Here is a 14,242-nt window from a genome sequence, read left to right as displayed (position 1 = left end):
GCTAGCAGTTATATAGTCAATTGCTATCGGTATCTTATCATTATGTATAAATGGACAATTTACAACAAATTTATAGGAAATTGTTCTATTTTGAAGTATATTTCACTACTTTTCTGCACCCACTGATTCCCATTTTGAAACTTCCTCACGCACCCTTGGCGCTACCTCTGTTCCTAAAAGCTTAATCGCTTTCATCACATCTTCATGTGGCATCGAACCGACAGGAACGTGTAACATAAAGCGAATAATCCCAACGTTTTTTCTTAGATGGATAATTTTATTCGCTACGGTTTCAGGGTCACCGACATATAAAGCTCCTTTAAAACTACGTGCTGCATCAAAACTTCCTCTCGTGTATGGCCCCCATCCACGCTCTTTCCCTAATTTATTCATAACATATTGGGTCGATGGGAAGAACTTATCGGCTGCTTCTTCCGTATTATCAGCGATAAATCCATGTGAATGCGAGGCAATAGGTAATTTTGTAATGTCATGGCCAGCATGAGCTACTGCCTTTTTATAGAGTTGCACTAATGGTTCAAATTGCAGTGGACTTCCACCGATAATCGCTAAGACCAATGGTAATCCAAGAAGACCCGCTCGAACGACCGACTCTGAATTCCCACCACTACCAATCCAAACAGGCAAAGGTTCTTGTACGGGACGTGGATACACGCCTAAATTTTGAATTGCTGATCGATGCTTACCAGCCCAAGTCACTTTTTCAGAGTTACGAATTTTTAATAACAAGTCGAGTTTTTCTTCAAACAATTCATCGTAATCCTTTAATTCATAACCAAATAACGGGAATGACTCTATAAATGATCCCCGCCCTGCCATAATTTCTGCTCTCCCATTTGAAATTGCATCTACAGTAGCAAAATCTTGAAAGACTCTTACTGGATCTGCAGAAGAAAGTACTGTCACTGCACTAGTCAAACGAATACGCTTTGTTTGTGAAGCAGCTGCCGCTAACACAACTGCAGGTGATGATGCGGCGAAATCTTCGCGATGATGCTCACCGACACCAAATATGTCTAAACCGACTTGATCGGCTAGCACAATTTCATCTACAACTTCTCGAATTCTTTGTGCATGGCTGATAACTTCTCCAGTAGCTGGATTTGGCGTTGTTTCTACGAACGTGCTGATTCCTATTTCCACAATTTTTCCTCCTAGTTTTCAATCTATCCAAAATCATAAAATATGTATTACCTACCATCTTTTTTATCATACCTGAGTGGATTTCATTTAACAAAAAATTAGTTTCATTCATTTAAAGAGCATACTTAGTGAATATAAAATTATTTATTTAATATTGTATCTATCGATTGAAAATACCTATCCATATGGCTACACTAAGGATTGAATTGATGTATTCGGAAGAATGATGTAAATATAATTCCCCCTAGTATCGCTTTCTTCCAAATTTAAAGGAGATACGAATGAACAAGGAACAAAATAAAAATAGTTTAAAGCCTTTTTTTTCTCTTATCCTTTCCACTGAAATTCCAAAGATAGCTCTTACTTTTGGCTTAATTGGTAGCTTGATTACGACGCTAGTGGGGCTTTCTATCCCTCTATTAACCAGGGAACTGGTCGACGGATTTTCAATGGAATCTCTAAATCTGATGCTTCTTGGACTAATTGCAATAATATTTATTGTTCAAGCTTTGATTGATGGTGTATCCACTTTTTTACTAGCTTACGTTGGTCAAAAAATAGTAGCTAAGTTGAGAGAACGGATGTGGTTTAAACTGATCCACTTACCTGTATATTACTTTGATAAAAAAACAAGTGGCGAATCCGTCAGTCGCGTTGTCAACGACACTGGTATTGTAAAAGATTTAATTTCTCAACATTTCCCACGGTTTATCACTGGGATAATTACAATAATTGGCGCACTTATTATCCTATTTATTATGGATTGGCAAATGACGTTACTAATGCTACTTTCTGTGCCAATAACACTGGGGATCATGTTTCCCTTAGGTAGAAAAATGTCCAAAATAGCACGTGGTTTACAAGATGCAACTGCAACGTTTTCGGGGTCTATTCAGCAAACCCTTGGTGAAATTCGCTTAATGAAAGCTTCAAATGCCGAAAAAGTCGAAGAATCGAAAGGCAAAACAGGTATTGAAAAACTTTTATCATTTGGTTTAAAAGAAGCAAAAATCTTTGCTCTAATCGGACCACTTATCTATTTGATTATTATGGTTGTGATCGTCTTAATAATTGGTTATGGTGGAATTCGTGTTGCTGAAGGTTCGATGTCTACAGGATCATTAGTCGCCTTTTTACTATATTTGTTTCAAATTATTTTTCCGATTACTTCGTTTATGATGTTTTTTACTCAACTACAAAAAGCAAAAGGTGCAACTGAACGAATTATTGATATATTAGGTTTGAAAGACGAAGAAGGTCAAGAAGGAATTGAAATAGACATCAAAGAGAAGCCGCTTCATGTAGTCAATGTTTCGTTTGCTTATAGTGAGGAAGAGCCTGTACTTAAAAGTATTTCATTTGATGTACAACCAGGTCAGATGATCGCTTTTGCTGGACCTAGCGGTGGAGGAAAAACGACGATGTTCGCATTGTTAGAACGATTTTATGAACCAACATCAGGCGAAATTCGGATTGGAAATACATTGATTCATGATTTATCGATGAAAACTTGGCGGAAGCAAATTGGTTATGTTTCTCAAGATAGTCCGATGATGGCAGGTACGATCCGTGAAAATCTTTGTTATGGACTAACTAATTCGGAAGCAATTTCTGATGAAAAATTGTGGGAAGTCGCAAGGATGGCGTTTGCTGATCAATTTATTAAAGAGTTCCCGAAACAATTAGAAACTGAAGTTGGAGAACGCGGGGTGAAATTGTCAGGTGGGCAACGCCAACGAATCGCGATTGCTCGTGCTTTTTTAAGAGATCCGAAAATATTAATGATGGACGAAGCTACTGCAAGTTTAGATAGTCAATCGGAAGGAATTGTTCAGCAAGCGCTATCACGACTTATGCAAGGACGAACGACCTTCGTTATCGCTCATCGCTTGTCGACAATTATTAATGCCGATACGATTATTTTCATTGAAAAAGGTAAAATAACTGGAATGGGAAGTCACGAACAATTAGTAAATACTCACCAATTGTATAGAGAATATGCTGAACAACAATTATTGTAGAATTTGATAATTTAGAAGATGAATTTGCAAAGGCTGTAGAAAACGAAATCATTTTCTACAGCCTTAACAAATAAAACTTTGATAGATAAGTTTGTCAAGTTTTATTTGTGACAATTATCTGAATTTTCGTTTAATTCTATGCGGATAAATGATAAAGTTAAAATAAAAGGTGGTGAAGATAGAGATGTTAGAATTTTTCTCTGCAAATTCCCCAACTGGGGTGATCTTCTATGTAATCATTTTCATTTTTGATTATTGCAGAGAAAATGAGCCACTTATGCGGAGTTTTGAGCCAGTCATTGCGGCGTAAAGAGCCACCCTTTGCGGAATGCTGCGCCACTATAAATAGAATAAAGAAAAGCCTCCTGTATAATAACCTTGCATGCTAGCAAGCATGACATTATTATACAGGAGGCTTTTTATGGTTAATTACCGTAAGATTCTGGAACTTTATCTTGAAGAAGTTAGTCAAAGAACGATTAGTTCTAGCACTGGGCACTCAAGGAATACAGTTTCAGATGTTGTTCAACGTGCCAAAAAACTTGGTGTAGAAAGCTTGAATGACACCATGACCAATCCATGGCTAGAAGCGTTTCTCTTCCCAGAGAAACAGGCTGTTGAGAAAGGGTACTTCCCAATTGATTGGGAAAGAGTGCATAAGGAACTACAAAAGAAGAATGTAACCCTGTCCCTGTTACATCACGAGTATTCCACAGAGGCACGGGAAGGCGGCAAGATTCCCTATGCCTATCGTACATTTTGTGAAAACTATGGGAAATATGCGAAAAAGTATAAGTTAACTATGCCTATTCGTAGAAAGCCAGGTGAAGTCATGGAAGTAGATTGGGCTGGGACGACACTAAAGATAAATGATCGTTCTACAGGCGAAACGATTCCAGCGTATGTTTTTATTGCGACCTTACCTTATAGCCAGTTCAGTTATGTTGAAGCTTTTTTAGATATGAAATCAGCTAATTGGCTTATCGCTCATATTCATGCATTGGAGTATTTTGATGGAGTTCCTGAAACAATGGTTCCTGATAATTTGAAAACAGGGGTTACGAAAGCACATCGGGAAGAGCCTCTTCTAAATGAAGCCTATCGTGAAATGGCAGATTACTACCGTACTGTCATTGTTCCAAGCCGTGTTCGAAGGCCAAAAGATAAAGCGAGTGTCGAAGGCACTGTTGGATATATTTCCAGACAGATTATCGCTCCACTAAGAAACTATCAGTGTTTTCATCTTCAAGATTTAAACCAGAAAATCTTTGAAAAATTAGAAGAAATCAATACCACTGAATTTCAAAAGCGACCAGGTTCGCGTAAAAAGGTGTTTGAGGAAGAAGAGAAATCCTACCTTCAACAGCTTCCTCAAACAAGGTATAAACTTGCGGAATGGAAAACAGCAAAAGTTCAACTGAACTACCACATCCAAGTTGATCGAATGTATTATTCCGTTCCATATGATTATGTCCGAGAGAATGTCGATGTTCGACTGACTACGGATTTAATTGAAGTTTACTTCAAAGAAGTACGGATTGCATCCCATAAACGACAACATGGTGAAATTGGCCAGTTAGAGACCAATCCAGATCACATGCCTGACAATCACCGATTATATTTAGATCATAATCCAGAAAATAACCGGAAGTGGGCAGAAACAATTGGACCATCTATGACTCAATTTGTCTCTCATATCTTAGAAATGAATGTAGAGAAAAAAGCATTAAATAGCCTTAGCACACTGAGGAATATAGCTAAGAAATACCCAAATGAAGAAATAGAGAAAGCAACAGAAACCTTACTTGAAATTTCAACAAACCCAACGGTTTCTGTCTTTAAAAGTGTAGTAGAAAGAAATAAGAAGAAAAAACAAACTAAAAAAACGGATATTAACAGACCTCGCACTACATCTGACGACTATGGATTTGTCCGTGGAGCTAAATACTTTGGGAGGGATACAAAATAATGAACCAAGAAACTTTACGTAAACTAGTAGAAATGAAAATGGGTGCGATGGCGGAATTATATCAGCAGCAAAAGCAGAATAACGATTATAGGGACATGGATTTTGATGATAGGTTCAATCTCCTGGTAGATTATGAATATGATAGACGTAAATCGAATCGACTTGAACGACTAATTAAACAGGCTACACTCAGCGAACCAACAGCAGCTATTGAAGATATCGAATATCATCCGGATCGTAATTTGGATAAGAATCAAATATTAGAGTTAGCAACTGGGAATTACCTTCAAAATCACCATAACATCATTTTAATGGGCGCCTCTGGGAACGGAAAGACATGGATATCCAATGCCTTTGGGGTACATGCATGTCGCCAATTTTATAAAGTGAAATATATAAGGTTACCAGAATTACTAGATGAATTAGCTGTAGCAAAGTATGAAGCAGATGGCAGCTTCCGTAAGTTAATTCAGAAATACAAAAAGATTGATTTATTAATCCTGGATGAGTGGCTACTAACAGAGCTTTCAGAGGAAAATATACTGCATGTGTTGGAGATTATTGAAGCAAGGCTCAAAAGAGCCTCTACTATTTTCTGTTCCCAATTCTCACCTGAGGGATGGCATTCAAAACTAGGACAGGCACAAATAGCAGATGCGATTCTTGACAGAATCGTTCATGATTCATATAAGATTCTAGTTGATGGTGAAGTTTCGATGAGGGAACGTCATGGATTGAGGGTATCAAAATGATTCCACTAGAAGTTGAAAATCGTACAGCTGGATATTTTCTTCATAGGTATTTACCTGATGAGATACAGAAGGCTCTAGAGGCAACACTATTACCCTCCTGCATTTGGAACGACGAAGAGGATAGGATGAACTAGTTAGCCGGGCTATTGAGATTATTGATAAGGAATTAAGAGATAAGAGATAAGAGATTTAAATAATAATATAAACAGCCATTGGAGCAAGTGAAGTTCCAGTGGTTGTTTATATTATTAACTACTTTGATAAAAGTGGCTCTCGCCCCCACACTTAATGGCTCAGTTGACCGCAAATAGTGGCTCAAATCTCCGCACTAATGGCTCAATCTGTCCGCAATACTCATCATTTTAGCCATTTACTTTAATATCAAGGTGTATAATAAAGATAATATAGTATAATCAGTGAAACCTTTTATTAACCTGATAAGTTTCTTTAATAGTTTCATAATAAAAAATCTGTACACAAAAATTGTGTACAGATTTTTAAAGTACGTATGTTCTATTAAAGAATACCTTTCATTTTTTTTATTCTTTCTTCGTGTTGTAGAAACTCACAAAAGATGGTCATCGCATTAAACGGTTCTGTTTGAAGTCTCTCTAAGTACGTCTCTCTTGCGTTTTCAGGTACGAATTCATTCTTAGTTAATCCAGAACTAATGGATCGCTCCGATTAGTTCTGGATTTTGTAATTTAAAGGTAACTTTTAGATGACAAATAAAATAATGGAAAATACTAAACTTAGATTAACGACCTACTATTTTGCAGCATAAGGAAGAATAATATCTACTACCGCTCCGTTACTTTCATTATTGTACATATTCAATTGACCAAAATGAATAGTTTCAATGATCCGTTTACAAACCATAATTCCTAACCCGTTCCCATTCTCCTTTGTTGTCACAAATGGTTGGCCGACTTTGTTGAGTATATGGTTTGGAAACCCTTTCCCATTATCCTCGATACGAATGAGAATGTGTTCTTCATCGTATGATTGAAATTTCAAGTGAATTTTCCCATTGTGACCTACTGCTTCTGCACTATTTTTAACAATGTTTATAAATACTTGCTTTAACTGGTTACCATCACAGTAGATACGAGGGATATCGGTATAGGTTTGTATAATTTCAATATTTTTCGAAATCGCTAAACTTGAAAAAATAACCTCAATTTCAACAAATAGTTTTTTAAAATCGTACCAATCTTTAGAAAGAACAGTCGGTCGTGAAAGAACTAAAAATTCGTTTGTAATTTGGTTAATTCTTTCAATTTCATTAAGCATAACGGGAGTAAACGATTGATCATACCGATTCTCCTGCATGAGCTGAATGAATCCCTTGAGTGTTGTTAGTGGATTCTTGATTTCATGTGCGACTTATGCAGCTAGCTGTCCTAGAATCGATAGCTTTTCGGAGTTTTGGATATAGGATTCTGTTTTTTTATATTCTGTAATATCATGAAGCTGAATTAAACATCCATCTAAAAATGAAAAATAGTCGACTAAACATATGAGATTTTTAGAATTTTGAAGGACAACCTCATAATCTTGTATAATTTCACCTTGTGTAAAACGTTGAAATAGATGATTAAATGGTTCTATATCATGAATAAACTTACATTCTTGTTGAACTACGGATAAGATTGTTTTTGCTTTTGGGTTTAAACTTACAATCTCTCCATTTTTTTCAATAACGATATAACCAATAGTAGACTGTTCTAACATCATTTGATTCATTTGATCTAAATAACGGTTTCGTTCGAGTAGGCTTAACTCTCTTTCAATACAATCAACTACCGTTTCTAGAGAAGTCATAATCATCGGATGAGCAAAATCCAAAAACGTCATAATGGAAACAGTACCAACTAACTTTCTATTGACAAATAATGGAGCACTGTAACAAGCAGCAGAATGGAGAAAATGGTGGTAATGGTCAGTTCCGATTACTTCTACAGGTCTTTCTAGATCGATTACAGCAAGGACTGAACTAATCCCTGCTTTTCTTTCCGTAAACTGTATACCTTTTTGTAAACCAGCTTCCTCTACAACCGTATGTTCTAGACTTTTGTCTCCCATATATTCAATAAACGTTCCTTTATCATCTGTTATCGTAACTAATATTGGGATTCCTACATTCTTTTTTATATATTTATTAATAAAAAACGTAATAACAGACAAAATATCCTGATAATCTTCTTGAATTTTAGCCAGTTCATCTGTTTGAGAATACAGGAATTACATTCGGGTTTAAACCGTACTCAAGGCATCGTTTTCTTACCTCAGCAAAATATTCATGTAACATAGAATAATCAACCCTTTTGAAAAAAATATAAATAATCTACTTCCAATCTGTTAGTTCGTACTAAACTTTAATTTCTAGCTTAAGAAGTTTCAGATTAATTTTATCATAATAGTACAACTTTCAAACTACAATGATATCACGAACAGGTTAATATATATAATAAAATCTATTAAATAGAATAGTAAACTTCTTGGGAAATTTTCATCTGCGGATAAAGGAGCAAACAGAAAAAAGTCCCATCACTAGCCTTTGAAAGAAAAAGTCTAAGAGACGGGATTATAACTTATCTTACCTTAAATGGCTTAATTAACTCTATTAATTTTGTACTGATGTAACGTTTTAATAAAATAAGAAAACTACCTATGACTTTCACACTATTTAACAGCAATAGTCATACGGATGAAGAGGTGGATTAGCGGAAAGTTGCCATTTAGGCCCGAACGAAGGATCTTTACAATGCCACGCACCTAATGCGGCTGCACATGCATCAATAGAATGACTTTCTTCTTCAATGAAAACAGGAAGATCGGATAAGCGCTGCTTACTTAACCAATCTCTAATAAATTGTCTCGCTGTTAAATTTTGCTTGTAGCATAAAACATGCTCAATATCACTTCGAGAAAACCTTGATCCTATCACTGCACCAGGATGAACTTCTATAATTGAAATAGGGTAACGAGTGTGAAGACTTTCGATTTCTCGCGTTAGTTTAATTCCTCTTAAAGTAAGGTAAACCATTCGATTCAATGTAGGTGGCATGATGGATCCAGACTTCATTCCTAAGGAAACGATAAACTGTCTAAGAAGCTTATCCCCCTTCCTGTCGCCCCCACCATCTTCATATGATAAAGGTGCATCAATACCAATTACGACTTCATCCAATTCACTTTGTTCCAAAATTTCCTGTAGTAGACTTTCGTCGCTTAAATTACTAATGAGTTTTATAAATTTTAATTGATCCTTTTGTCTTTTAAATACAGTCAATACCGTATCTTTATGATTACTTGGACCAGATAGATCAATACCAATTACGATCATGAAAAAAACCTTCTTCTTCGTTTTTTATCCATTTTATCGAAATGTTCAAGCCTTTACCAGATTTCTACTTCCTTTTTTAATCAGTAGCTTCCGTAAAGTTTTTCTTAAAAAATTCTTCTGTACAAAAAGAAAATCACAGTCTTTTATGTTAGACCGTGACGAATCCATCAAAGGATGGCAACGAAGCACATCCTTTTACATATGAATTGGAATATTATCTGATATTAGAGCAACTTCACCAAATATTTCACTCAACGAAGGGTGTGGATGTATAGAGTGCGCTAAGTCCAAATGGGTAGCATTGAGAAACTTTGCCAGCCCTGCTTCTGAAATTAGATCTGTTACACTTGGTCCAACCATGTGGACGCCTAATAGTTTATTGGTTTCATTATCAATAACTACTTTGGCAAATCCATCAGCTTCCCCGTAAACTAACGCCTTTCCAATCGCTTTAAATGGAAATTTACCAGTTTTTATCGAGTAACCATTTATAACGGCTTCCTCTTCGGTTAAACCTACACTTGCTACTTGAGGTTGGCTATATACACATTTCGGAATTGAACTATAATCTATCGGTACAGGGTTATTATTCGTAATATGCTCAACTGCAAGCAAGCCTTCATGAGAAGCTACATGAGCTAATTGTAACCCTCCAATAACATCCCCGATCGCATAGACATTCGGTTTCGATGTTTGGCAAAATTCATTCGTTTGGATTACACCTTTTTGAACATCAATTCTTGTAGTTTCAAGTCCAATATTTTCAATATTTGCTTTACGACCCACAGATAGTAGGACTTTCTCTGAAGATAAAGATTTGCTTTTCCCTTTTACGTCTAATGATACTTCTACTTCACCATCTTGCTTTGAAATATCTTGAACTTTAGCACTAGTTAGCACTTTGATCCCTTTTTTCTTTAATATTCTTTGTACTTCTTTAGAAATTTCTTGATCTTCTTGAGGTAAAATTCGATCCATCGTTTCAATAACAGATACTTCTACACCAAAATCAGCAAGCATCGATGCCCACTCGATACCAATCACTCCTCCACCAATAATCGCTATAGAGGAAGGTAATTGTTCAAGTTGTAGTGCATGATCGGAATTAATAATAAATTCCTCATCCGTTACTAAACCAGGGAGGTCCCTTGGACTTGACCCCGTAGCAATGATTAAGTTTTTTGAAATCAGTTCTACTATTTCACCGTTTTGTTTTTGAACTTCTAGAATGACCGATTTACTAGCACCAGCGTTTGGACTAACGATTTTACCTGTCCCATTATAGACAGTAATTTGTCCTTTTTTCATTAAGTATTGAACGCCTTGGTATAATTGATTCACAATCATCTCTTTTCGTTCCTGGACTTTTGAAAAGTCTAATGTTACATCAGAGGCGCTAACCCCGAAACTATCCATTGTTTTCGCATGAGAATATACTTCAGCACTCCTTAACAATGATTTACTAGGTATACATCCACGATGAAGGCATGTCCCTCCTAACTTTCCTTTTTCAATAATAGCTACTTTTAGACCGAACTGTGATGCGCGAATTGCTGCAACATATCCACCTGTTCCGCCGCCAAGGATGGTCAAATCATAATTATTATCCATTAGTGTATCTCCTTTAACATCTAAGCTTGTTTTGTTTTTTTGAAATAATCTTTCATGTTAATTTGATATTCGCTTGCCCATCTATATAATGTACTTGGTGAAACTCCAAGTTTTTTTGCGACATCTGAAACACTACTACTATTCTCTAAGGCAATAACCATCGTTTCTTTCTTTGTTTCATTTGCTACGGATTGATAGAGACTTGTATTTTCTTCTTTTTCAAGAAAATCTGCTCTAATGTATTCTGGTAAATATTCCTCAGTAACCATTTCTTCCTCACAAAAAATATCTAGTTGTTCCATAACATTTCGCATCTCACGAAGGTTTCCTGGCCAATCATATTCATAAAAATAGTTTAAAACATTTGGACATATCTTTTTTGTAGGTAAATAGTGTTTAATAAATAACTCAATATCTTGTTTTCTTTTTCGCAAAGGTGGAACTTTTATAGAAATGACATTTAATCGATATAATAGGTCTAACCGGAATTTATTTTCTTCGACTAATGAAAATAAATCTTTATTCGTTGCTGCAATGACTCTAACATCAATGGGCTTTGAAACATTAGAACCGACTGGCGTAATTTCTCTTTCCTCTAAGACTCGGAGAAGGTGTGCCTGTAACTCTAAAGCCATATCACCAATTTCATCTAGGAAGATAGTTCCGCCGTTAGCTGCCTCAAATTTCCCCATCTTTCCACCCTTAACCGCACTTGTAAAGGCACCTTCGGCATAACCAAACAATTCACTTGAAATTAAATCTTTTGGAATTGCAGCACAATTAATGGCAACAAAACTTTCAAATTGTCTCTCACTTTCATTATGGATGGCTTGTGCGAAAAGTTCCTTTCCTGTACCACTTTCCCCGATAATGAGTATGCTTTTATCAGTCTTAGCAGCTTTTGAAGCTAGTTTGATTGCTTTAATAAAATCTTGATCTTTACCGATTAGTGAAGTGAAATTATATTTTGCTGAATGCTGTTTTAGCTCTTTATTCACTTTCTTCTTCAAAATAATAATATTTCCGAGATATTGACCTTCAACGACGATTTTTCGTGAAGTAAATAATAACTTGAACTTCTCTTCATATAACATATTTAACTCGTCTTGAAGAATAATTTCATTACCTGAAATGGAGTCTTCAATGTATTTAGAAAGTGGCTCTAATTGAGGAATATCGCTTATTTGATATTTTTTATTTTCTACTAGTGAAATTTTCAATAGGTGAGCAGCAATTTTATTAATTCGAATGATTTCACCTAGGCGATTAACAATTAAAATGCCGTCCGATACTGAATTTAATGCGGCACTAAAATAATTGTTAATCATATACTTTTCTTTTTTCATTCCATTTTGTTCGATTAATCTCATAATCGTATCAGCAGCCGTTCGCACCAAGCCAAATGAATGAGGGTGGGTTGAACGGTAGTAGCCTACTAATGTTATAACGCCGATAATTTCATTACTATATGGATCTTTAATTGGTGCACTTGAGCAATGAGATGTATGCCAGACTACACAATAATGTTCTGGTCCAACAACTTGTATGGCCTTCCCATGTACTAGTGATAACGCTATCGAATTGGTACCACTAGATTTTTCGCACATATCTACACCAACTTTAAAATTAACAGAAGCGGCATTTAAGGCAATTTCACTATCCCCAAATAACTCTAGTACAATGCCGTCCTTATCAGCAAAAGCTATGATACTATCTGTCCCTTTAACTATCTCAAACAGGTCATCCATAAATGGACGGATTAACGTTAATATATCTTTATTCGTTTCTCTTCTTTTCAAGATTTCTTTTTGTTTACAAATGGTTGTAGCTTGATCCCAGTTTGGGTTAATATTATAGCTTTGAGAACGCTTCCAAGAATCCATAATAACAGGTCTTACTTCGCCTAAGTCTATTCCCTTTTTAAAGTAATTTCTCCAAGTATTTTTTAATACTTTTTCTTCTTCTGAGATGTTAAAAGATCGAAAATGCTTTTTAGAATAATGATTGTTTTTCAACCGAGTCCCTCCTAATTCATAGGATAGAAGAGGACAAGATCAGTCCTCTTACATTAAATCATTACTTTCAAGATTTTCTAATGCTCTTTTAAGATCATTCGTAAACTTTGCTCCCGTAACACCATCAATAAATCTATGATCATAACATATCGATAGCGTCATCATCGGCGCAACTACAATCTTGTCATCATCAGTTACAATCGGTTTCTTTACAATACTGCCTACAAATACAATGGTCGATTGAGGTATGTTAATGATAGGTGTACCCATTTCAATACCTAAGCTACCGAGATTGGAAACAGTGATTGTGCCATTGGCATAGTCATCTAATGTTAATTGATTAGTCTCGGCTTTTTTCGCAAGTTGATTAATTTCTTTAGAGATGTCTGAAACTGATTTTGTTTCTGTGTTCTTTACAACAGGAACAACAAGTCCGTATTGACTATTAACGGCTACTGAAACATTAACCTCATCGTAGATTACAATTTCTTGTCCCTCTAATTTACTATTAACAATCGAATTTTCTTTTGCTATATTTCCAACCACTTTTACAAAAATATCATTAAGTGAAACGTCACTCCATTCTTTTTTAACTCTTAATACATTTTTCATATTAACTGAGACCATTTGCGTGAACTGTGGAGTAGTTGTCCAACTCTTTGACATATTTTCTGACATCGCTTTTTTGACATGATTTAATGCTATCTTTTCTTTAATCGGGATAGCATGATTTGAACCTCCAGCATTTCGAACATCATCTTCTGTAATTAGTCCATCTTTCCCAGTACCTGTAATACTTTCAATCGCTACTCCTAGTTCTTTAGCTAACTTACGTGCTCTAGGTGAAATACTTCCTCTTCTAATAGTATTAGGTTGTGTTGAAGTACTGTTTGTTTCTGGGTTTTTATTATTTGGTTGTTCTTTTGCTTCATTAGTATCGACTGCATTTTCATAAATGGAAAGATCTAAGTCATCAGTTGCTGTTTCTGTCATAATCGCAATGACGGTATTCACAGGAACTTCTTGATCTTCAGGAACAATAATCTTTCTTAAAACTCCAGAAGCTTGTGCTTCAATTTCTAAAGTTGACTTTTCGGTTTCTAATTCAAATAAATAATCCCCTTTATTAACTTCATCCCCTTCTTCAACTAACCAAGTTGAAACCGTACCATTTTGCATTGTTACTCCTAATCTTGGCATTTTAACTTCAATCATGACTCCCACTCCAATCTTATAAATTATATATTGAACCTTTTTAAGGATTAAATCTAGTCTTTTTTTTAAATAAAAGGTTAAATAAGTGAATATTGAAAAAATTAAAGGCATAAATTATAGCTTTTGACTTAGAAAATACTCTACCT

Annotated in this window: 12 protein-coding genes; 4 read left to right on the top strand and 8 right to left on the bottom strand. The window is 35.5% G+C overall.

Going from position 1 to position 14,242, the window contains the following annotated elements; translation table 11 throughout:
* Positions 1 to 105: 105 nt before the first annotated feature.
* On the bottom strand, positions 106 to 1,164 hold the full coding sequence (locus tag BK574_RS05460) for an LLM class flavin-dependent oxidoreductase (protein ID WP_078427836.1): 1,059 nt from the start codon (positions 1,162 to 1,164) through the stop codon (positions 106 to 108).
* 281 nt (positions 1,165 to 1,445) lie between these two features.
* Between BK574_RS05460 and BK574_RS05455 the strand changes: the two genes are divergently transcribed.
* The 4 genes from BK574_RS05455 (at position 1,446) to istB (ending at position 5,906) form a co-directional block, all read left to right on the top strand.
* The gene (locus tag BK574_RS05455) at positions 1,446 to 3,185 is read left to right on the top strand and encodes an ABC transporter ATP-binding protein (protein ID WP_078427835.1); all 1,740 of its coding nucleotides are present in this window, start codon (positions 1,446 to 1,448) and stop codon (positions 3,183 to 3,185) included.
* A 184-nt stretch (positions 3,186 to 3,369) separates the two neighbouring features.
* Complete coding sequence (locus BK574_RS28740; protein WP_274379402.1) at positions 3,370 to 3,495, top strand: hypothetical protein; 126 nt, start codon at positions 3,370 to 3,372, stop codon at positions 3,493 to 3,495.
* A 111-nt stretch (positions 3,496 to 3,606) separates the two neighbouring features.
* Positions 3,607 to 5,154: an IS21 family transposase gene (gene istA / locus BK574_RS05450; protein ID WP_078427834.1), complete on the top strand. Its 1,548-nt coding sequence runs from the start codon at positions 3,607 to 3,609 to the stop codon at positions 5,152 to 5,154.
* Positions 5,151 to 5,906 carry an IS21-like element helper ATPase IstB gene (gene istB, locus BK574_RS05445; RefSeq protein ID WP_420796988.1) on the top strand — a complete coding sequence of 252 codons (756 nt, stop codon included), beginning with the start codon at positions 5,151 to 5,153 and terminating at the stop codon, positions 5,904 to 5,906. Before istA ends, istB begins: the two co-directional genes overlap by 4 nt.
* 516 nt (positions 5,907 to 6,422) lie before the next feature.
* Here the strand turns inward: istB and BK574_RS29170 are convergent.
* The 7 genes from BK574_RS29170 to BK574_RS05410 all read right to left on the bottom strand — a co-directional run bounded on the left by BK574_RS29170 (position 6,423) and on the right by BK574_RS05410 (position 14,096).
* The gene (locus BK574_RS29170; RefSeq protein WP_158211774.1) at positions 6,423 to 6,578 is read right to left on the bottom strand and encodes a DUF5392 family protein; all 156 of its coding nucleotides are present in this window, start codon (positions 6,576 to 6,578) and stop codon (positions 6,423 to 6,425) included.
* Positions 6,579 to 6,674: 96 nt separating this feature from the next.
* Positions 6,675 to 7,280, bottom strand: coding sequence for an ATP-binding protein (locus tag BK574_RS05435; RefSeq protein WP_274379456.1), 606 nt, complete (start codon positions 7,278 to 7,280; stop codon positions 6,675 to 6,677).
* A 12-nt stretch (positions 7,281 to 7,292) separates the two neighbouring features.
* A complete protein-coding gene (locus BK574_RS05430) occupies positions 7,293 to 8,093 on the bottom strand; it encodes a hypothetical protein (protein ID WP_078427832.1) in 801 nt (266 codons plus the stop codon).
* Positions 8,094 to 8,595: 502 nt separating this feature from the next.
* Positions 8,596 to 9,255: a DUF429 domain-containing protein gene (locus BK574_RS05425; protein WP_078427831.1), complete on the bottom strand. Its 660-nt coding sequence runs from the start codon at positions 9,253 to 9,255 to the stop codon at positions 8,596 to 8,598.
* A 195-nt stretch (positions 9,256 to 9,450) separates the two neighbouring features.
* Positions 9,451 to 10,866: a dihydrolipoyl dehydrogenase gene (gene lpdA, locus BK574_RS05420; protein WP_078427830.1), complete on the bottom strand. Its 1,416-nt coding sequence runs from the start codon at positions 10,864 to 10,866 to the stop codon at positions 9,451 to 9,453.
* Between the two features lie 20 nt (positions 10,867 to 10,886).
* Positions 10,887 to 12,881 (bottom strand): sigma-54-dependent Fis family transcriptional regulator, encoded by a 1,995-nt coding sequence (locus tag BK574_RS05415; protein ID WP_078427829.1) that lies wholly within the window; start codon positions 12,879 to 12,881, stop codon positions 10,887 to 10,889.
* Between the two features lie 48 nt (positions 12,882 to 12,929).
* Positions 12,930 to 14,096 (bottom strand): dihydrolipoamide acetyltransferase family protein, encoded by a 1,167-nt coding sequence (locus BK574_RS05410; RefSeq protein ID WP_158211544.1) that lies wholly within the window; start codon positions 14,094 to 14,096, stop codon positions 12,930 to 12,932.
* Between the last annotated feature and the right edge of the window lie 146 nt (positions 14,097 to 14,242).

Source organism: Alkalihalobacterium alkalinitrilicum (assembly GCF_002019605.1).
Classification (GTDB): domain Bacteria; phylum Bacillota; class Bacilli; order Bacillales; family Bacillaceae_F; genus Alkalihalobacterium; species Alkalihalobacterium alkalinitrilicum.
This window is presented reverse-complemented; position numbering and strand designations above follow the sequence as displayed.

Excerpts from the sequence above, each read along its gene's own strand:
- BK574_RS05410 (WP_158211544.1), bottom strand. The coding sequence starts at position 14,096 with ATGATTGAAGTTAAAATGCCAAGATTAGGAGTAACAATGCAAAATGGT.
- istA (WP_078427834.1), top strand. The coding sequence starts at position 3,607 with ATGGTTAATTACCGTAAGATTCTGGAACTTTATCTTGAAGAAGTTAGT.
- BK574_RS05425 (WP_078427831.1), bottom strand. The coding sequence starts at position 9,255 with ATGATCGTAATTGGTATTGATCTATCTGGTCCAAGTAATCATAAAGAT.
- lpdA (WP_078427830.1), bottom strand. The coding sequence starts at position 10,866 with ATGGATAATAATTATGATTTGACCATCCTTGGCGGCGGAACAGGTGGA.
- BK574_RS05455 (WP_078427835.1), top strand. The coding sequence starts at position 1,446 with ATGAACAAGGAACAAAATAAAAATAGTTTAAAGCCTTTTTTTTCTCTT.
- BK574_RS28740 (WP_274379402.1), top strand. The coding sequence starts at position 3,370 with ATGTTAGAATTTTTCTCTGCAAATTCCCCAACTGGGGTGATCTTCTAT.